At 69.0% G+C, this 17,846-nt stretch carries 18 protein-coding genes; 9 read left to right on the forward strand and 9 right to left on the reverse strand.

What is annotated here, in order from left to right:
* Window positions 1-10: 10 nt before the first annotated feature.
* Window positions 11-766 carry a sulfite exporter TauE/SafE family protein gene (locus FHX60_RS20385; RefSeq protein ID WP_183284421.1) on the forward strand — a complete coding sequence of 252 codons (756 nt, stop codon included), beginning with the start codon at window positions 11-13 and terminating at the stop codon, window positions 764-766.
* A gap of 76 nt (window positions 767-842) precedes the next feature.
* Here FHX60_RS20385 and FHX60_RS20390 read toward each other — a convergent pair whose 3' ends face one another.
* Window positions 843-1,592 carry a carbonic anhydrase gene (locus FHX60_RS20390; RefSeq protein WP_183284422.1) on the reverse strand — a complete coding sequence of 250 codons (750 nt, stop codon included), beginning with the start codon at window positions 1,590-1,592 and terminating at the stop codon, window positions 843-845.
* 287 nt (window positions 1,593-1,879) lie between these two features.
* On the opposite strand from FHX60_RS20390, the gene FHX60_RS20395 reads away from it, so the two are divergent.
* On the forward strand, window positions 1,880-4,393 hold the full coding sequence (locus FHX60_RS20395; RefSeq protein ID WP_183284423.1) for an esterase-like activity of phytase family protein: 2,514 nt from the start codon (window positions 1,880-1,882) through the stop codon (window positions 4,391-4,393).
* Between the two features lie 54 nt (window positions 4,394-4,447).
* On the opposite strand, the gene FHX60_RS20400 is transcribed toward FHX60_RS20395, so the two are convergent.
* Window positions 4,448-4,648, reverse strand: a complete 201-nt coding sequence (locus FHX60_RS20400; protein ID WP_183284424.1) for a DUF3606 domain-containing protein — start codon at window positions 4,646-4,648, stop codon at window positions 4,448-4,450.
* Window positions 4,649-4,780: 132 nt separating this feature from the next.
* Between FHX60_RS20400 and FHX60_RS20405 the strand changes: the two genes are divergently transcribed.
* The 3 genes from FHX60_RS20405 to FHX60_RS20415 all read left to right on the forward strand — a co-directional run bounded on the left by FHX60_RS20405 (window position 4,781) and on the right by FHX60_RS20415 (window position 6,575).
* Window positions 4,781-5,878 (forward strand): extracellular catalytic domain type 1 short-chain-length polyhydroxyalkanoate depolymerase, encoded by a 1,098-nt coding sequence (locus FHX60_RS20405; protein WP_092314563.1) that lies wholly within the window; start codon window positions 4,781-4,783, stop codon window positions 5,876-5,878.
* A 68-nt stretch (window positions 5,879-5,946) separates the two neighbouring features.
* A complete protein-coding gene (locus tag FHX60_RS20410; RefSeq protein WP_183284425.1) occupies window positions 5,947-6,192 on the forward strand; it encodes a type II toxin-antitoxin system Phd/YefM family antitoxin in 246 nt (81 codons plus the stop codon).
* Complete coding sequence (locus tag FHX60_RS20415) at window positions 6,189-6,575, forward strand: type II toxin-antitoxin system VapC family toxin (RefSeq protein WP_183284426.1); 387 nt, start codon at window positions 6,189-6,191, stop codon at window positions 6,573-6,575. The genes FHX60_RS20410 and FHX60_RS20415 overlap by 4 nt, the downstream gene beginning before the upstream one ends.
* Before the next feature lie 6 nt (window positions 6,576-6,581).
* Here the strand turns inward: FHX60_RS20415 and FHX60_RS20420 are convergent, their stop codons facing one another.
* Both FHX60_RS20420 and FHX60_RS20425 read right to left on the reverse strand, forming a co-directional pair.
* Window positions 6,582-6,890, reverse strand: coding sequence for a 2Fe-2S iron-sulfur cluster-binding protein (locus tag FHX60_RS20420; protein ID WP_183284427.1), 309 nt, complete (start codon window positions 6,888-6,890; stop codon window positions 6,582-6,584).
* On the reverse strand, window positions 6,883-7,500 hold the full coding sequence (locus FHX60_RS20425) for an IMPACT family protein (protein ID WP_183284428.1): 618 nt from the start codon (window positions 7,498-7,500) through the stop codon (window positions 6,883-6,885). Before FHX60_RS20425 ends, FHX60_RS20420 begins: the two co-directional genes overlap by 8 nt.
* 268 nt (window positions 7,501-7,768) lie before the next feature.
* Between FHX60_RS20425 and FHX60_RS20430 the strand changes: the two genes are divergently transcribed.
* From FHX60_RS20430 to FHX60_RS20440, 3 genes are all read left to right on the forward strand, one after another.
* Window positions 7,769-9,763, forward strand: coding sequence for a PhoX family protein (locus FHX60_RS20430; protein WP_183284429.1), 1,995 nt, complete (start codon window positions 7,769-7,771; stop codon window positions 9,761-9,763).
* Window positions 9,764-10,042: 279 nt separating this feature from the next.
* Window positions 10,043-11,503, forward strand: a complete 1,461-nt coding sequence (locus tag FHX60_RS20435) for an alpha/beta hydrolase family protein (protein WP_092314556.1) — start codon at window positions 10,043-10,045, stop codon at window positions 11,501-11,503.
* Window positions 11,504-11,629: 126 nt separating this feature from the next.
* On the forward strand, window positions 11,630-12,247 hold the full coding sequence (locus FHX60_RS20440) for a DUF938 domain-containing protein (protein WP_112775766.1): 618 nt from the start codon (window positions 11,630-11,632) through the stop codon (window positions 12,245-12,247).
* Between the two features lie 34 nt (window positions 12,248-12,281).
* Here the strand turns inward: FHX60_RS20440 and FHX60_RS20445 are convergent, their stop codons facing one another.
* On the reverse strand, window positions 12,282-13,046 hold the full coding sequence (locus FHX60_RS20445; protein WP_183284430.1) for a sulfite exporter TauE/SafE family protein: 765 nt from the start codon (window positions 13,044-13,046) through the stop codon (window positions 12,282-12,284).
* 187 nt (window positions 13,047-13,233) lie between these two features.
* Here FHX60_RS20445 and cysK point away from each other — a divergent pair, with 187 nt between their 5' ends.
* Window positions 13,234-14,151, forward strand: a complete 918-nt coding sequence (gene cysK / locus FHX60_RS20450; RefSeq protein WP_183284431.1) for a cysteine synthase A — start codon at window positions 13,234-13,236, stop codon at window positions 14,149-14,151.
* 116 nt (window positions 14,152-14,267) lie between these two features.
* On the opposite strand, the gene FHX60_RS20455 is transcribed toward cysK, so the two are convergent.
* The 4 genes from FHX60_RS20455 to FHX60_RS20475 all read right to left on the reverse strand — a co-directional run bounded on the left by FHX60_RS20455 (window position 14,268) and on the right by FHX60_RS20475 (window position 17,812).
* A complete protein-coding gene (locus tag FHX60_RS20455) occupies window positions 14,268-14,756 on the reverse strand; it encodes a GFA family protein (RefSeq protein WP_183284432.1) in 489 nt (162 codons plus the stop codon).
* An 84-nt stretch (window positions 14,757-14,840) separates the two neighbouring features.
* Window positions 14,841-15,503, reverse strand: a complete 663-nt coding sequence (gene alkB, locus FHX60_RS20460) for a DNA oxidative demethylase AlkB (RefSeq protein WP_183284433.1) — start codon at window positions 15,501-15,503, stop codon at window positions 14,841-14,843.
* Between the two features lie 32 nt (window positions 15,504-15,535).
* Window positions 15,536-15,952: a type II toxin-antitoxin system HicB family antitoxin gene (locus tag FHX60_RS20465; RefSeq protein ID WP_092314545.1), complete on the reverse strand. Its 417-nt coding sequence runs from the start codon at window positions 15,950-15,952 to the stop codon at window positions 15,536-15,538.
* Window positions 15,953-16,372: 420 nt separating this feature from the next.
* A complete protein-coding gene (locus FHX60_RS20475; RefSeq protein WP_183284434.1) occupies window positions 16,373-17,812 on the reverse strand; it encodes a flagellar hook-length control protein FliK in 1,440 nt (479 codons plus the stop codon).
* Window positions 17,813-17,846 lie beyond the last annotated feature (34 nt).

The following is a 17,846-nucleotide window of genomic DNA, read 5'->3' on the forward strand; positions in this document are numbered from 1 at the left end:
AGGCGCGGCGATGACGATGGAATCGATCGGCGCGCAGGCCGTGTTTATCGGCCTGACCTTCCTGCTGGCGGGTTTCGTCAAGGGCGTGGTCGGGCTGGGCTTGCCCACGGTCGCGGTGGGCATGCTGGGGCTGGTGATGCCGCCCGCGCAGGCCGCGGCGCTGCTGGTGGCGCCGTCGATGGTGACCAACGTGGTGCAGCTGTTCAGCGGCCCGCGCTTCGGCCTGCTGGTGCGGCGGCTGTGGCCGATGCTGGCGGCGATCTGCGCCGGCACCTGGCTGTGCGCGGCACTGGTGCCCGCCGGCATGATGACGCACGCGACTTCCGCGCTGGGCGTGGCGCTGGTGCTGTACGCGGTAGTGGGGCTGGCGGCGGTAAAGCTGACGGTGCCCGCCGGCGCGGAACGCTGGCTCGGGCCGCTGGTCGGGCTGGTCACCGGCGGCATCACCGCGGTCACGGGCGTGTTCGTGATTCCGGCCGTGCCCTACCTGCAGGGACTGGGGCTGGACAAGGAAAGCCTGGTGCAGGCGCTGGGCCTGTCGTTCACGGTGTCGACCATCGCGCTGGCGGTCAGCCTGGCGCTGGGCGGGGCGCTGCTGCATCTGCCGGTGCTGGGCGCGTCGGCACTGGCGCTGGTGCCTGCGCTGGGCGGGATGTTCCTGGGCCAGTGGCTGCGCCACCGGATCAGTGCGGAGCGCTTTCGGAAGTTGTTTTTTTGCGGGCTGCTGGTGCTGGGTGGGGAACTGGCGCTGCGTGCAGTGTCGTGAAGATGTACGCCCTCTCCCGCAAGCGGGAGAGGGCGTACACAAGCGAGGTTGAAAGTTTCTCTGCCGTGCAAATATCTCAGCGGCTCGCCTGCACCGTCCGGCCATTCAGCGGCTGCACCGGCCGCGCATTCATCGGGTACAGCCGGCGGAATGCCGCCAGCTGCGCCGGCGAGACTTCCACGGGGGTCTTTAGCACCTGCCAGCGCACGTCCTCACTGCATGGCGGCGTCGTCAGCGAACCGGTGAAAGACCAATAGGCCTGCTGCGCCGGCAGCAGGGCGGCCACGTCCAGCGGCGCGGCGAGTTCGCGCGACGCTCCGGCGCTGGCCGGCAGGCTGGCAAAGACGGGCTTGAGCGCGGCGTTCTCGCGGCCCGACTTGAACAGCACGGCCACCACCGCCAGCTTGCCTTCGGCATTCTGGTGCACCAGGTGCGCCACCAGCGGATAGGTCTTGCCGTTGACCTTCTCTTCGCTGGGCGTATGGAAGTGGAACTGCAACAGCTTGTAGGGCACGCCGTCCAGTTCGATCTGTCCCGCCGCCGGCAGGTTGACCTGCACGGTGTGGCCGTTGTTGACCACGGTGCCGGTCGCCGCGGCGTAGCCGAAGCCGATCGGCTTCAGGTCGGCGGGGCGCGCCTTGCCGGTGCGGATGTCGATGGGCGACTGGTGCTTGCCCAGCGCGCAGGTCTGGTAGGCTTGGTCCAGCTTGGCCCAGTGGCTGGTGCCGGTGGGGCCGGTGTAGCTCCAGTGCGGTTCGTTGCCGGCCCACGCGGCCGGTGCGAGCAAGGCGGCGCAGAGGGTGAAAAGCGGCAGCTTGGTGTTCATGTGTCGATGCGTCCTCGTGTTGGTAAACCCCTTGTTTTCCGACGTGGTGTTATCGATCTGTCCCAGTCTTGAGTGCCGGGTCCGGGCCCGGGCCGGAAATCATGCAGCAAAACTGCCGGCCGGCGAATAAGGCATTGCTGAATTCCGGTCTGCACTGCGCTTAACGCGAGTAAGGGCTGCATGCCGGTGCGCGATTGATGCGTGTTGCTCATGCTGTCACGCAAGCGACATCAAGCCGACATATCGGCCTACCACCATGGCGCATTGCCCAACTCCAGGAACCTGCAATGCGCCTGAGCGTCTTCCCTTCGCGCCGGACCCGCGCGGCACTGGCCAGCGCCGCGGTGGCGGCATCGCTGCTGGCGGCATGCGGCGGCGACGATAACGACAGCGACAACGGCACGCCCGCGGTCACCGCGCCCACGCTGGTGGGCCGCGCCGTGCTGCCCGCCGCCACTTTTGCCAGCGGGCCGCAGTCGGGGCGCTACGTTACCGGCGATCTCAACGGGCAGACCGCGCCGTTCGCTTCACAGCCGGTGCAGGGCTTCTCGGCGGTGCTGCGCAACCCGGACGGCAGCTTCATGGTGATGGCCGACAACGGCTACGGTTCGCTGGAGAACTCGGCTGACTTCAACCTGCGCGTCTACACGGTGGCGCCCACGTTCAAGACCGCGGCCGGGGGCGCGGGCAGCGTGGCGGTGCGCAGCTTTATCGAGCTGAAGGATCCGAACCGGCATGTCAAGTTCGCGATCGCGAACCAGTTCACCACCGAGCGCGTGCTGACCGGCGCCGACTTCGATATCGAGAGCATGCAGCGCGCCAGCGACGGCACGCTGTGGTTCGGCGATGAGTTCGGCCCGTTCCTGCTGCATACCGATGCCAACGGCGTGCTGCTGGAAGCGCCGATCCCGCTGCCGGATTTCGAGAATGCCGGCAAGGAGATCCGCTCGCCGCAGAACCCGTTCAACGAAGAGGCCACGCCGGTGCGCATCATGAACGCGGTGCGCGCCCATGCCTTCGCGCACGGCGGCACCCGCGCGCCGGTGTTCGCGCCGTATTACGTGCAGCTCAAGTACGACGTCAACGGTGTCAAGTCGAGCCCCGACGCGCACTACGCGCGCGGCAGCAACCCGCAGCCGGGGCTGGTGCCGGCGGTGTCCGACACGCTCGACGTGGCCTCGGTCAAGGCCGCCGGCTACAGCGTGGTGACCTGGACCGTCAACGACAGCGCGAAGATGACCGAGCTGCTGAAGGCCGGCGTCAACGGCATCATCTCGGACCGTCCCGACCTGCTCTACGCAGCCGTCGCCGCCTACGATGCCAATGGCGACGGCAAGGCCGGCGACTACCTGACCGCCGACGGCCTGATCGATGCCGCCAGGTTCGACGCCCAGGGCCACCGCGGCGCGCGCGACCTGCGCCCGGAGAACACCCTGCCGGCGATGGAGGCCGCGCTGGACAACCTGATGACCACGCTGGAGACCGATGTCGGCATTACCGCCGATGGCGTCGCGGTGCTCAAGCACGATCCCTATATCGAGTCGGTCAAGTGCCGCCGCGCCGATGGCGCGCCCTACGGCACCGCCGACGAAGTGCTGATCAAGAACCTGACCGCGGCGCAGATCCAGTCCACCTACATCTGCGACAAACTGTTCCGCGGCCCGAGCCAGCGCAACGATGCCGCGCTGTCGCCGGTGTCGGCGGCGGTGGCGGCCGGCAAGGGCTACGCCAGCCCGTACGTGGTGCCGCGCGCGCAGGACGTGTTCGACCTGGTCAGCGCCTATGTCGCGTACTACAGCACCGGCGCCGGCCAGGGCCATCCGCAGGCGGCGCAGCGCGTGAAGAACGCGCAGGCGGTGCGCTTCAACCTCGAGACCAAGCTCAACCCGCGCAGCGACAAGGACGGCAAGGGCAACGTCTACAAGGATCGCACCGTCGGCGCCGAGCAGATGGCCGACACGCTGGCGGGCGTGATCAGTGCCGCCGGCATGGCCCAGCGCGCCGATATCCAGAGCTTCGATTTCCGCACGCTGCTGCGGGTGCAGGAGAAGTTCCCGGCGATCCGCACGGTGTACCTGTTCGGCGACTTCCCGATCTATGGCGACGCGGCCAACAGCGACGACGGCACCAACATGCAGGACGAGGCCGGCGCCAACACGCCGTGGATGGCGGGCCTGTACTGGCCGTACCGCGCCACCGTGATGTCGAACCCGCTGCGCGCGAAGCGCTCGGGCGGCTTCGAGGGCATGGCGATCAGCCCGGACGGCAAGAAGCTCTATCCGCTGCTGGAACTGCCGCTGGCCGGCCACGACGGCAAGACGCTGCTGATCTCGGAGTTCGACATCGCCACGCGCCGGTACACCGGAGTGCAATACAAGTACCGGCTCGACGACAAGGGCACCAATATTGGCGATTTCATCCTGTTCAACGCCAGCGAGGGCATTATCATCGAGCGCGACGGCTCGCAGGGCGACCTGAACGGCTTCAAGAAGCTGTTCCAGGTGACGCTGGGCAAGCCGGGCGACTACGTCGCCAAGTCCGAACTGGCCAACCTGATGGCGCTGCGCGACCCGTCCGGCATCAGCGCCGGCGGCGCCCCGGGCGACGTGGCGCTGGGCGATCCGTTCGGCATGCCGTTCAATACCATCGAAGACGTGCTGGTGCTGGATGCGACCACGCTGCTGGTGATCGACGACAACAACTTCCCGTTCAGCGTGGGGCGGCATGTCGGCAGCAAGATGCCGGATGACAGCGAGTTCATCCAGATCCGGCTGCCCAAGGCGCTCGACCTTGGCGGCTAGGACGCCAGGCTGCGCAAGACGCTGCGCGCTGGCATCCCCGCCAGGGTGGGGATGTCAGCGGGAGCGGGCGCCCGCGTGCTGCCGTTCCAGCTGCGCGCGCACCGCCGAGATATGATCGCCGGCCTGGTCGATGGCGTTTTCCAGGTCGCTGGTGCTGCAGCCGAGCTCCTTGCACCAGTACTGCACTTCGAGCGGATCCATCAGGTTGACGCGGCCCGGATCCAGGGGCCTGAACTCGCTGGTCACATCACTCATGCTTGCCTCCGGTTCGTGTCTGGGAACGACACGGTCCTTGCATTGTAGGCAGACATCAGGCGCGCGTTGCATGCAAGTCGCGCCGGCCGCAGCGCATATCATGTGGCGGTGATCCCTTGCACAGGAAGCCGCATGCCCCGCTCACCCGGCGCGAAACTCTGGTCCACGCTGAACAAGACCGCGTCCCGTCATGCGCGCCAGATGCAGCGTGCCGTCAACAAGAACCTCACCAAGCCGATGACCGAGGCCATCGTGCGCAACGCGGTGAAGCAATCCGCTGCAGTCACGGCGGCCACGCAGCGCGCCTTGTCCGGCGTGGTATCGCCGGTGGCGGCGCCGCAGAGCCGTGGCAGCGGGCGCTGGGAAGAAGGCGCGTGGGGCGCGCCGCTGGCGCCGCGCCGCTACCGTGTGTTCGTGCCGGCCGGCGCCACCGCGTCGCGGCGCGCGCCGATGCTGGTGCTGCTGCACGGCTGCGGCCAGGACGCCGCGAGCTTTGCCGCGGTCACGCGCGCTGCCGCGGTGGCGCGCGAATCCGGCTGGGTGGTGTTGCTGCCCGAGCAGAGTTCGCAGGCCAATGCGCAGCGTTGCTGGAACTGGTTCCGGCCCGCCGCACAGGGCGCCATCGAAGCCGGGCTGCTGATGACGCTGATCGACCAGGCCTGCCGCCGCCATCCGGTGGCGGCGGACCGCATCAGCGTATTCGGCCTGTCCGCCGGCGGTGCGATGGCGCTGACGCTGGGGCTGCGCTATCCGTCGCGCTTCGCCGCGGTGGGCTCGCACTCCGGTGCGGTGCCCTGGAGTGCCGGCAACGCCGCGCAGGCCACGCGCGCCATGCGCGGACAGCGCGGGCCCGACGCCAAGACCATGCAGGCGCTGCGCTTCGGCCTGGCGGGACGCCGCCCGCCGCCGTTGCTGCTGCTGCATGGCGATGCCGACCACGTGGTCGACTTCAGCAACGCCACCGCCGCCGCCGGCATGTGGATGCACCTGCAGCCCGAAGGCACCCCGCCGCTGGCCGGCGTGCCGTCCCGGCGCATCCAGCGCGGCATGCGCCACGCCATCGATGTATTCGACTGGTACGAGGGCAGGTCGCCCTACCTGCGGCTGGTGCGCGTGGAAGGCCTGGGCCACGCGTGGAGCGGCGGCGCGGGCGGGCATGCGTTCTCGGATCCGGCGGGGCCGGATGGGTTGAAGCTGGCGTTGGGGTTTTTTCTGGCGGTTGGAGGTTAAAGAAGCGACGATTGCTGCAGGTCGACGGATGGACTAGACTAACCAAACTTAGTTTAGTGAGGCGCGTCATGCAGACCATCAATATCCATGAGGCCAAAACCCATCTTTCGCGGCTGGTCGATCAGGCTGCCAATGGCGAGCCTTTTGTGATTGCCAAGGCTGGCAAGCCGCTGGTCAAGGTCGTGGCGCTGGATGTGCCGGCGCAAGGCCAAATCAAGCGGCTGGGATTCATGGCTGGCCAGGGGCAGGTGCCCGATGATTTCGATCGCATGGGCGAACGGGAAATTGAAGCCATGTTCGGCGGCGAGTCATGAAACTCCTGCTCGATACCCACCTTTTGCTGTGGATGGCATTGACGCCAGCACGTCTCCCGCCAGACGCGCTGGCGCTGGTGAGCAGTGATGACGCGGTGCTTTTTTTCAGCCCGGCCAGTCTGTGGGAGGTGGTGATCAAGCAGGGGCTGGGGCGCGCGGACTTCCAGGTCAACGCCCGGGTCCTTCGCAGAGGCTTGCTGGATAACGGCTACAGTGAACTGCCCGTCCGCAGCGAGCATGCGGTAGCGATCGATTGCCTTCCCCCGATTCACAAGGATCCGTTTGACCGGCTTCTTGTTGCCCAGGCGACCGTGGAAGGCCTGACGCTGCTGACCTCGGACCAGCTGGTTGCACAATACCCAGGGCCCATCCGCCTGGTCTGATCGCAGCTACTCCAGACTGGCAGGCTCAAACACCACATCACTCGCCGCGCAAGCCACGCACGGCAAGATCCATCCCTCGTCCTTCTCGTCCGGACTCAGTCCTGGCCATTCCACCCGGTAGCGGACGGCGCCGGCATGCAGCCGGCTGGCGCAGGCGCGGCAGGTGCCATTGCGGCAGGAGTTGGGCAGCGCGACGCCTTCGAGCAGCGCCGCTTCCAGCAGGCTCAGCGAAGCCGGCGCCGGGAAGCGGACCGGGCCCGGCAGCACCTGTGCGGTGAATTCGGCGCTTTCCTCCGGGGCGGCGGGATCAGCCATGGGCGTCATCCTCGGCCTGGGGAAACTGCGCGCGCCCATGGGTGGCGTCGCGCAACGCGTCGCGTGCGGCGTCGCGCTGGGTTGCGGGCATGCGCAGCACCAGCGTGGCGAGCGTGCCGTAGGCGGTCTCGGCGAGCCTGCAGCCGGGGGGCGCTTCGTAGTCCAGCCAGCGGCGCACGCGCGGCTCGTCGGCATAGTCGACAGCGACGGACAGCGTGCCATAGGCGATGCGCTCGACCCGTTCGGCGGCTTTCAGGGCCGCGGCGATGGCATCGGTGTAAGCGCGCACCAACCCCCCGGCCCCCAGCTTGACGCCACCGTAGTAGCGCACCACCGCCGCCAGCACGCCGTCGAGGTCGTGGTGGCGCAGCACTTCCAGGATCGGCCGGCCGGCGGTGCCGGAGGGCTCGCCGTCGTCGGACATGCCCGAGGCGCCGCCGGCCAGCAGCGCCCAGCACACGTGGGTGGCAGTGGGGTGTTCGGCGCGCAGCGCCTGCAGCGCGGCCATGGCGGCGTCGCGGTCGGCGACCGGCAGCGCCAGCGCCAGGAAGCGGCTCTTGCGGATCTCGATCTCGGCGTGGACGGGCGTGGCTAGCGTGTAGGTGGGCAAGGGCAGGCAGCGCGGAACGGGTACGGGGATCCGCGCCGGCCGGGCCGCGGAATCAAGGCGGCAGTGTACCGCAGTGGGCCCGGCTGGCCCGAAGGCCGCAACGCTTTGTGTTGCATCGTCAACTTCGTGTCACAAACGGCGCCTACGATCCGCCCCGGACGTGCGCGATGACGCCCGCCGCCGCCTGTGCAACAGGTGCCTGGTCCCGCCCCCGGGACTGGCGCAAACATGCAGTGAACCATCCCTTTCCTTTCCCCGGATCGAAAACATGCTTGAACAACCCAATGCTGGCCGTCGCAAGGCCCTGAAGCTATTGGCCGGCGCGCCCATGTTGCCGCTCGGCTTCGCCTCCACCGGCCTGCTGGCAGGCTGCGGCGGCGGCGATGACGCCGCCGTTGCGCCGGCTCCGGCGCCCGCGCCCGGCCCGGCCGCCACCTTCACCGCCGCCGAGTTCGTGCCGATGAGCGCGCCGACGCTGGCCACGCCCGAGGCCATGGCAACCACCACGGTCGGCTCCAGCCTCAAGGTCTCCTTCAGCGACGGCAGCAGCCAGACCTACAAGCTGGCCTACCAGCCCTTCTTCGTCACCGGCGACACGCTGCCCGACGGCAAGGGCGGCACCGTCGTGGCGGGCGGCTATTACGACATCAACAACCAGCCGATCATCGATACCTCGGTTGCCGGCAAGGAACGCCAGTTCTTTTCCGACGCACCGGACGGCAGCTCGCTGCTGACGCTGGCCAACCCGACCGTGCCGGGCGTCAAGGGCAACACCGTGTTCGCGGTGGTGCAGTTCGAATACACCACGCGCAACCAGGGCAATACCAGCATGTATGGGCTGCTGCCGTCGCCGATCGCGGTGCTGACGCTGGACCAGGACCCGGCCACCGGCAAGCTGACCCCGGTCAAGTACCACAACGTCGATACCTCCGCCGTCAACGGCCTGTGGATCACCTGCGGCGCCAGCCTGTCGCCGTGGAACACGCACCTGTCGAGCGAGGAGTACGAGACCGACCTGATGGACGCCAACGCGGTCACGCAGCTGCAGGGCTACAGCCGCAACCTGTACGGCGATCCGGCCCGCGCCAATGCCTACAACTACGGCCACCTGCCGGAAGTCACGGTGAACCCGGACGGCACCGGCACCATCAAGAAGCACTACTGCCTGGGCCGCATCTCGCACGAGCTGGTGCAGGTCATGCCGGACGAGCGCACCGTGCTGATGGGCGACGATGCCACCAACGGCGGCCTGTTCCTGTTTATCGCCGACCAGGCGCGCGACCTGTCCGCCGGCACGCTGTACGTGGCCAAGTGGCACCAGACCTCGGGCACGGGCCCGGGCAGCGCGACGCTGTCGTGGATCCGCCTGGGCAGGGCCACCAGCGCCGAGATCCGCGCGCTGGTCGACGGCGGCATCCGGCTGGCCGACATCATGGACGTCAAGACCGCCGACCCGGCCGATGCCAGCTACACCCGCATCCTCTACAACGGCAAGCCCAACTGGGTGAAGCTGGTGCCCGGCATGGAAATGGCCGCGGCGTTCCTGGAAACCCACCGCTATGCCGCGCTGGTCGGCGGCAGCCTGGGCTTTACCAAGATGGAAGGCACCACCGTCAACATCAAGGACAAGAAGGCCTATTCGGCGATGTCGCGCATCGAGTCGAGCATGCTGGCGGGCAACGCCGCCAATGCCGGCGACATCCAGGTGGAAGGCCCGTACTCCGGCGCGGTCTATGAGCTCAACCTGAAGGGCGGCCAGGCCGACAAGACCGGCACGGCGATGGCGAGCGAATGGGTGCCGGTCGACATGGCCGCGGTGCCGGCGCTGGTCAGCGAAGACCTGGGCGGCGGCAAGATGAAGCAGCAGGATGCGCTGGGCAACTTTGCCAACCCCGACAAGGTGGCCACGCCGGACAACCTGAAGTTCTCGGAAAAGCTGCGCACGCTCTTCGTCGGCGAGGACAGCAACACCCACGTCAACAACTTCCTGTGGGCGTACAACGTTGACACCAAGGTGCTCAGCCGCGTGCTGTCGTGCCCGGCCGGCGCCGAGTCCACCGGCCTGCATGCGGTGGACGAGATCAACGGCTGGACCTACGTGATGAGCAACTTCCAGCATGTCGGCGACTGGGAGTCCCCGCTGCACGACAAGGTGAAGGCGCAGCTCGATCCGCTGGTGCGCGCCAACTACAAGGACCGTTTCGGCGCGGCGGTCGGCTACCTGACCGGCGATCCCACCGGCGTCAGGCTGGCCAAGGCCTGACGCGCGGCGACGCGCGGTAATGCAGACGGCGGGCTTCGGCCCGCCGTCTGCATTGGGGCGTGGCTGTCTGTGATCGCCTGCGGATCCGCTAGCACGCACCAACGGTTCAGGCGAGCCGGGGCTAACCCGCATCCGTTGCAACGGCCCCAGCGCGTCGAGGATGGCCTCCATGCGGCTTGCGCCACCGTGTCCTACAGTGGTGGGGGCGCCCGCCACGGCACTTCGCCGGCGCGCCATCCGCCCAGGACAACAAGATCCGCATAACAAAGGAGACCAGGCATGAAACGAGCTGTCGGGAAAGCCGCGATGCTGTGCCTCGCCGCCACGCTGCTGTACGGCTGCGGCGGCGATGACGACGAACCGGCGCAGACCCCGCCGCCGCAGGCCGAAGAAAAGCGCCCGCAGGACGACCGCACCTTCACCATGGACGCCGCCACGCTGCCGTTCGCGGCGCTGGCCGGCGCGCCCGAGGCCGACCGTTGGTGGGGCGTGCAGGATGGCGCCGGCTACCGCATCGAGGTGCCGAAGAACTGGAACGGCCGGCTGGTGATGTATGCCCACGGCTATGCCGGCACCGGTGCGGCACTGTCGGTCACCCTGCCCAGCATCCGCCGGCACCTGCTGGCGAACGGCTACGCCTGGGCCGCGTCCAGCTATGCCAGGAACTACTATGACGTGCGCGCCGGCCTGGAAGACACCAATGCCCTGGCGCTGGCCTTCACCCGCATTGCCGCGCAGAACGGGCGCACGCTGGCGGCGCCGGCGCGGCTGTACATCGTCGGCCATTCCATGGGCGGCCATGTCTCGGCCGCGGCGGTCGATGAAGAGAACATCCAGGCCGCCAACCACAAGGTGCGCTACCACGGCGCGGTGCCGATGTGCGGCGTGCTCGGCGATACCGAGCTGTTCAACTACTTCGGCGCCTACCAGACCGCCGCGCAGCAGCTCGCCGGCTTTCCGGTGACGGCGTGGCCGGCAGCCAACTGGGCGCAGATCGCGCCGGCGGTGCGCGCGGCGCTGTTCACCACCTACCCCGGCCAGACCACGGCACAGGGCGATACCCTCAAGGCGATCGTGCGCAACCTGACCGGCGGGCAGCGGCCGCTGTTCGACTGGGGCTTCGGCGGCCCGGGCGCGCAGGGGCTGCAGGACGCGGTGTGGAGCACCTTTGGCCAGGATGGCTCGGTCAACGGCATCCTGACGCAGAACGTGGTCAACACTACCGGCATCACCTTCCAGTTCGACAACGACCCGGCGCAGTCGGTGGCGGAGCAGTCGTTCAACGCGGGCATCTTCCGCGTTACCGGCAGCGCCGAGGCCAACCGCGCGCGCAGCGACGGCCTGCGCTGGATCCCCAGGACCAATGCGCGCATCGGCGTGCCGGTGGTGACGCTGCATACGCTGGGCGACATGTACGTGCCGTTCAGCATGGAGCAGATCTACAAGCGCCGCGCCGATGCCAACGGCACCGCGCAATGGCTGGTGCAGCGCGCCATCCGCGGCGTCAGCCATTGCGACTTCACCGTGGCCGAACAGGCCAGGGCCTTCGACGACATGGTCAACTGGGAACAGAACGGCGTGAAGCCGGCCGGCGACGAGGTACTGGACGCTGCCACCGTGGCCAGCCCGGCCTACGGCTGCAAGTTCACCGACAACACGCTGGCGAGCGGCGACGAAAGCCCGACCACGGCGGCGCTGCGGCCGTCGGTGGCGCAGGCGTTCCCGTGCGCGCCGGGCTGATCGGCGCGTTCTGGACTAGTCGGGCCAGTTGGGCCAGTTGGGCTGGTTGGGCTGATCGGCGCGCGGTCGGCGCGCCGATTCTGCTACGCTAGGCCCGTTCCCTTTGTTTGCGCCTGCACATCCATCATGACCGGCTCGACCCACGACCCCGACGCGCGCCGCATGGCGCCCGCCACCGACCGCAACCGCGAGCCCATCCTCGCCGTACTGCGCCAGGTACTGCCCGCCAGCGGCACGGTGCTGGAAATCGCCAGCGGCACCGGCCAGCACGCGGTGCACTTTGCCGCGGCGCTGCCGGGGCTGACCTGGCAGCCGAGCGATCCGGACCCCGCCGCGCGCGCGTCGATCGCAGCCTGGACCGCGCACGCGGGCCTGGCCAACGTGCGTGCGCCGCTGGCGCTGGATGTCTGCCACCAGCCGTGGGGTATCGACGCCGCCGATGCGGTGGTCTGCATCAACATGATCCATATCGCCCCGTGGGCCGCGGCCGAGGCGCTGTTCGCGGGCGCCGGCAAGCTGCTGGGGCCTGGTGGCGTGCTGTTCCTGTACGGCCCTTACCGTCGCGGCGGCGCGCACACCGCGCCCAGCAACGCCGCCTTCGACGCGCAGCTGCGCGCCGCCGACGCTGACTGGGGCGTGCGCGACATGGAGGCCGTGATCGCACTGGGCGCGGCGCAGGGCCTGCGCTGCGACGAGCCGGTGCCGATGCCGGCCAACAACTTCTGTTTGGTGCTGCGCAAGTAGGGCGCCGCGCGCGCGCTTGGCAGGATCCGCCGATTCAGCCGCGCACCAGCATCACCACCGCGGTGGCGATCAGGCACACCGCAAACAATGCGCGCAGGCGGCGCTCGGGCATCCGGTGCGCCAGCGCCACGCCCCACGAGATGGTCAGCATGCCGCCCAGCGACAGCGGAATGCCGCTGGCCCAGTCGACCTGGCCGGCGTGGGCATAGGTGGCCAGCGCCACCACCGCGCCGGGCGTCACCAGCGCCAGCGCCAGGCCCTGCGCGGTGGCCTGGCGCAGCCCGAACAGGCCGACCAGCGCCGGCGCGGCGACCACGCCGCCGCCCACGCTGAAGAAGCCCGAGAACAAGCCGCCGACCACGCCTACCAGCGGGATCCAGCGCGCCGACACACGCGCCTGCGGCGCCGTCACCGCGCGTCCCGGCAGCAGCCGCCACAGGAAGTACAGCGCCATGCCGATCATGAACAGCGCGAAACTCCGCCGCAGCAGCTGCGCATCCATCGCGGTGGCCGCGCGCGCCGACAGCCAGGTCGCCAGCACCGCGGACAAGCCCAGCACCACCGCCGTGCGCAGCGCAATGTCGGCACGCTTGCGGTATTGCCAGAAGCCGATCAGCACGTTGGGCGCGATCATCACCAGCGCGGTGCCTTGCGCCAGCTGCTGGTCCATGCCGAACAGCAGCCCCAGCGCCGGAATCGCGATCAGCCCGCCACCGATGCCGAACAGCCCGCCCACCGCGCCGAGCAAACCACCAAGTCCGAAGATCAGCAGGGAGGACAGCAGCAGGTGGTCAGGCATCGGTGCAAGGGGGGCAATGCAGGGATTTGAGGCCGGATTCCGGAGAAAGCGGGGGCAAGGCGCGGCGGCCTCAATCATACGCGAGCGGCCCGGCGGGGCGCTTTGCACTAGAATCGGCGAGGTCATTCGATCCCCGCGCTGCGCGGCCTGCCGGCTTGCCGCATCGCACCCCGCCACGGAGAACACGATGAAGGTACAGAACATCCTGCAGACGATCGGCAATACCCCGCATATCCGCATCAACAGGCTGTTCGGCAACGGCCACGAGGTCTGGATCAAGTCCGAACGCAGCAACCCGGGCGCCTCGATCAAGGACCGCATCGCGCTGGCGATGGTGGAAGACGCCGAACGCCGCGGCGTGCTCAAGCCCGGCGGCACCATCATCGAGCCGACCTCGGGCAACACCGGCATCGGCCTGGCCATGGTGGCCGCGGTCAAGGGCTACAAGCTGGTGCTGGTGATGCCGGACAGCATGTCGGTGGAGCGCCGCCGCCTGATGCTGGCCTATGGCGCCACCTTCGACCTGACCCCGCGCGAGAAGGGCATGAAGGGCGCGATCGCGCGCGCCGAAGAACTGGTCGCCGCCACCCCCGGCGCGTGGATGCCGCAGCAGTTCGAGAATCCGGCCAACGCCGACGTGCATGCGCGCACCACCGCACAGGAAATCCTGAACGATTTCCCCGAGGGGCTCGAAGCGCTGATCACCGGCGTCGGCACCGGCGGCCACCTGACCGGTTGCGCAAGGGTGCTGAAGGAAAAATGGCCGCGGCTGAAGGTGTTCGGGGTCGAGCCGGTGGCCTCGCCGGTGATCTCCGGCGGCGCGCCGGCACCGCACCCGATCCAGGGCATCGGCGCGGGCTTTATCCCGAAGAACCTCGACACCGCGTTGCTCGATGGCGTGATCCAGGTCGACGCCGAGCCCGCGCGCGAGATGGCGCGCCGCTGCGCGCGCGACGAAGGCATCCTGGTCGGGATTTCGTCGGGCGCCACCCTGGCGGCGATCGCGCAGAAGCTGCCTGAGCTGCCCGCCAATGCGCGCGTGCTGGGCTTCAACTACGACACCGGCGAGCGTTACCTGACGGTGGAGGGGTTCCTGCCCGCCTGAGCGGCGTCAGCGTTCTGAGCGCCCGGCCGGGCGCTCAGAACGCTTCGTTGATCTGGAAGCAGACGCCGCGCGTGCGCCGGGCCGAGGCCGGAACGTTCATATCGCGCGCGCTTGGTTCAGCGCGACAGCAGGCGGTGCCGCTTGTGCCAGTCGGCCAGCGATTCCTCCGGCCACGTGTCGCAGTGGACATGGCCCTTGCCGCGCGGCACGTCGACCCACGGCGCGACGGAATCCAGCGAGGCTTCCACCACCTCGGGCGGGCGCGGCAGCGGCGTGTCGATGGCCGAGGCATGGGGATACAGCATCTCTGGCCAGCGCGGGTCCCACAGCCACAACGCGCTGCCGCACTTCACGCAGAAATGCCGCTGCGCCGGCGAGCGCCGCGCGCGCTTGCCGGGTTCGCGCAGCACGGCATGGTAGACGCCCAGGTGTTTGCGCCCGCGTACGCGCAGCGTGGCGGCATCGCCGCCGATGTTGATGGCATAGCCGCCACCGCCCGCCGTCTTGCGGCAGATCGAGCAATGGCAATGCATGTAAGGGCAGGGCGAATCGGACTCGAGCGAGAAGTGGACCGCGCCGCAATGGCAGGAGCCGTCGAGATGCATGGGAAGGACCTTTGCACGGTGGCGTTCGGGACAGTCCATAGACTGTAGAAAACAGCCGGCAAAGTGCCAAGCCCGGGCAGGCGCCTACCGCGCCTTGCGGAACGTCAGGTTGATGCGCAGCGGCCCCAGCAGCGGATGATCGCCATCGGCCAGCGGCGCCACGCCGTGGAACGCCAGCCGCGACGGCCCGCCCCACACCACCACGTCACCGTGCGCCAGCCGTACGCGCTGCGGCTTGTCGGCACGGCGCATGCCGCCGAACAGGAACACCGCCGGCAGCCCCAGCGAGACCGAGACGATCGGCGCGGTGAAATCGCGCTCGTCGCGGTCCTGGTGCAGCGACAGGCGGGTGCCCGGCACATAGCGGTTGATCAGGCAGGCATCCGGCGCGAAGCCGGCAAAGCCCGCCTGCGCCGCCGCGCTGGCGGCCAGCTCGCGGAAACTCGCGGGCATGTCGGGCCACGCTTGTCCGCTCAGCGGATCGGCCGCGTCATAGCGATAGCCGCGCGCGTCGGAGACCCAGCCGCAGGCGCCGCAGTTGGTCATTGCCACCGACATCTTCAGGCCGCCGGGGGTGACCATGTGCCGCCAGGGGGCCCGTGCGACGATGGCCTGCACGTCGGCGAGCAGGACTTCGGCATCCGCCCGCGCTACGCCACGCAGGACGACGGCGCCGTCCGCGAGGGGTTCGATGGCGGGGGTGGCGGCGCTGTCTTCGGGCAGGTCGTCGAACAGGTCGAACGTCATGGTGGGGAGGGTGCCGCCATGGCCTGGTGTGCTCAGGCGACCTTCAGTTCCAGGCGCTTTCCCAGCGCCCGGAACGCGGCCTCGATCGTGTCGATCTTGGTCGCATGATCGAGGTTGACGATGCGCTGGACTTCTTGCTTGCGGGTATGCAGCCGGCGTGCCAGCTCGGCCTGCGTCACACCCTGCGCGATCATCTCGTTGAGCAGCAGCACCTTTGCCGACATGCTTGCCGGCAGTTCGACCAGATGTTGGCCGCGCACGGCCTTCGACGGCAGCGGCACCGGGCGGCCGTCTTCGAAATAGAACTCCATGGCCGTGGCCAGCGCATCAGCGGCCATCTCCTGGGCGTGCTCGATAGTATCGCCGCTGGTCAGGGCTTCCGGGATATCGGGAAACGAGACCGCAAAGCCGTCGCCGTCGGGGACGATGTTGGCGGGAAAACGCAGCATATTTGAACTCCTTTTGGCGACGAGGGCAGGATACGTCCAGACTTGCAGCTCACCCCAAGCCAAGTTGCTTGAGGATCGCCTTGCGCAGTCCCTCACCGATCTCATGGCTGGGATGACGGGGCAAGGTCGATTGCCTGCCGTTGAGATACACCCCTGACATGCTTCGCGCCTTCAATGAAGGTCGCGCCTTGTCCTGCGAGCCATCGCCGAAGTTCACTCTGCTTCACCCAAACTCTCCTGCCGCTCAGTGGTGAATAGGGTAAGCAAAAATGTTTACGTATTCTAGCAGTAAAACGGCCAATCTTGTTGCATCAAGGTGTCCGGCTTCCGTGCGCGGTCCTATGCGGACATGACAAGGCCGCCCTTGAGGCGGCCTTGATCTCTTGTCCGGGCGCGGTCGAGTCCGCGCGGCGGAGTCCTTCAAGCAAACGTATCAATCTCCCCCCGCCCCAGCACACGCGCCGGCCGTGCCGCTGCACTGGCCGTTGGCACCGGTTCTGCCGCCGCCACCGCCGCGCCGCCAAAGCCGGCTTGTCCGCGCCCTTGCCCCGGCGCCTGCTGTTGCTGCCCATTGCCGTTGCCGGCCTGGCTGGCAAAGCCATCGGCGCCGACCGAGGTGTGGCCCAGCTGGATGCCGTTTTCCGACAGCGCGGTGCGCAGGTGCGGCAGCGCGGCTTCGACCGCGGCGCGCACGGCCTGGTGGGGCGAGACGAATTGCGCCTGGGCCTGGTCGTTGACCACGTTGAGCACCACCTTCAGCGGCCCCAGGTCAGGCGGGTTCAGCTGCAGTTCGGCGCTTTGCTGGCCTTGCGTGCCCAGGCGGATCATCTGCTGGCCGAGTGCCTGTGGCCACTGGCTGTCGTACAGCGGCGGGGCAACCACGGGCCGGCTGGCTGCAGCGGCGGCAGCGGCCGGAGTGGGTTGTCCGGCCAGCGTGGCGGCCACCGCAGGGGTGCTGTCGGGAGTGGCCGCGGCGGTCTCGCCGGCGCGCACGGCAGCTTGCGCGGCAGCGAACTGGCCGGCGGCGGGCCGGGCATCGGGCGCGGCGGGATTGGCGGCGAGCGGATCGGCGCGATGCTGGCCGAGACCGCTGTCAGGGCGATGCCCCGATCCGCCCGCGGAGGCGCCGGTATCCTGGCCTGGCAGGTCCGCCTGGCGGACTGCCAGCACGTCGCCCGCAACCGCCGGCGTGGCGCCGGCTTTTGCATCGGTGCCGGCGCTGCCGCCGGGCTGCATCGCCGCGCGCTGCGAGGCGATGGTGGCCAGCGTGTCGGCGACCGACGGCTGCGCCGGTCGCGCTTCGGCGGTGGCCGCCTGCAACGGGTCGGCCAATGCGGTGCCGTCGGCAGGGCCTGGCGTGGTGCCGGTTGCGGCCTGGGTTTGCGCGGTGGCGTTCGGCACGGTGTTGCTGAGCGCCGCCTGCAAGGCCGCGGCACTGCCGGTCTCGGCCATGCCGGCGACAGCGGCGCCGGCCGCGCCGGCTGGCATGGTCGTGGGGTTCGTTGGCGCTGCCGCGGGAAGCATCAGCGCCAATGCGGCCGCCGCGGCGGCGGCATCCGTCGGCGTCGCGGCGGTGTCGTCTTCGTTGTCCTGATCCTTCTCGCCGGCAGCGACCTTCTTGCCGGTGGCGGCGGTGTGTTGCGGCTTGCCGGCGTCGGCCTGTGCAGCAGCCGGCCGCGCCGCCGGCTTGTCGCGCGTGGCCGGCGCCTTGGCGGCGGGCCCCGGAGCGGCGGCCTTGTGGCTGTCGCGGGCCTGCGAGAGCGCGTCGCGGAAGCCGTTGGTGGCGGCGTCGGCGCTCGCGCGCCGGGCGCCTTCCACCGCGTTGGCGGCGCTGCTGACAATCTGGCTGATATCGATCATGGGGATTCGTTACGGTATGGCCCGGCGGGTTGTC

This window comes from Cupriavidus alkaliphilus (assembly GCF_014191175.1).
Taxonomy (GTDB): domain Bacteria; phylum Pseudomonadota; class Gammaproteobacteria; order Burkholderiales; family Burkholderiaceae; genus Cupriavidus; species Cupriavidus alkaliphilus.

What these genes read in the sequence shown, in the direction of transcription:
- FHX60_RS20430 (WP_183284429.1), top strand. Translation starts at nt 7,769, where the DNA reads ATGCTTGAACAACCCAATGCTGGCCGTCGCAAGGCCCTGAAGCTATTG.
- FHX60_RS20405 (WP_092314563.1), top strand. Translation starts at nt 4,781, where the DNA reads ATGCCCCGCTCACCCGGCGCGAAACTCTGGTCCACGCTGAACAAGACC.
- FHX60_RS20395 (WP_183284423.1), top strand. Translation starts at nt 1,880, where the DNA reads ATGCGCCTGAGCGTCTTCCCTTCGCGCCGGACCCGCGCGGCACTGGCC.
- FHX60_RS20400 (WP_183284424.1), bottom strand. Translation starts at nt 4,648, where the DNA reads ATGAGTGATGTGACCAGCGAGTTCAGGCCCCTGGATCCGGGCCGCGTC.
- FHX60_RS20445 (WP_183284430.1), bottom strand. Translation starts at nt 13,046, where the DNA reads ATGCCTGACCACCTGCTGCTGTCCTCCCTGCTGATCTTCGGACTTGGT.
- FHX60_RS20475 (WP_183284434.1), bottom strand. Translation starts at nt 17,812, where the DNA reads ATGATCGATATCAGCCAGATTGTCAGCAGCGCCGCCAACGCGGTGGAA.
- FHX60_RS20385 (WP_183284421.1), top strand. Translation starts at nt 11, where the DNA reads ATGACGATGGAATCGATCGGCGCGCAGGCCGTGTTTATCGGCCTGACC.
- FHX60_RS20390 (WP_183284422.1), bottom strand. Translation starts at nt 1,592, where the DNA reads ATGAACACCAAGCTGCCGCTTTTCACCCTCTGCGCCGCCTTGCTCGCA.
- alkB (WP_183284433.1), bottom strand. Translation starts at nt 15,503, where the DNA reads ATGACGTTCGACCTGTTCGACGACCTGCCCGAAGACAGCGCCGCCACC.
- FHX60_RS20465 (WP_092314545.1), bottom strand. Translation starts at nt 15,952, where the DNA reads ATGCTGCGTTTTCCCGCCAACATCGTCCCCGACGGCGACGGCTTTGCG.
- FHX60_RS20435 (WP_092314556.1), top strand. Translation starts at nt 10,043, where the DNA reads ATGAAACGAGCTGTCGGGAAAGCCGCGATGCTGTGCCTCGCCGCCACG.
- FHX60_RS20410 (WP_183284425.1), top strand. Translation starts at nt 5,947, where the DNA reads ATGCAGACCATCAATATCCATGAGGCCAAAACCCATCTTTCGCGGCTG.
- FHX60_RS20415 (WP_183284426.1), top strand. Translation starts at nt 6,189, where the DNA reads ATGAAACTCCTGCTCGATACCCACCTTTTGCTGTGGATGGCATTGACG.
- FHX60_RS20420 (WP_183284427.1), bottom strand. Translation starts at nt 6,890, where the DNA reads ATGGCTGATCCCGCCGCCCCGGAGGAAAGCGCCGAATTCACCGCACAG.
- FHX60_RS20440 (WP_112775766.1), top strand. Translation starts at nt 11,630, where the DNA reads ATGACCGGCTCGACCCACGACCCCGACGCGCGCCGCATGGCGCCCGCC.
- cysK (WP_183284431.1), top strand. Translation starts at nt 13,234, where the DNA reads ATGAAGGTACAGAACATCCTGCAGACGATCGGCAATACCCCGCATATC.
- FHX60_RS20455 (WP_183284432.1), bottom strand. Translation starts at nt 14,756, where the DNA reads ATGCATCTCGACGGCTCCTGCCATTGCGGCGCGGTCCACTTCTCGCTC.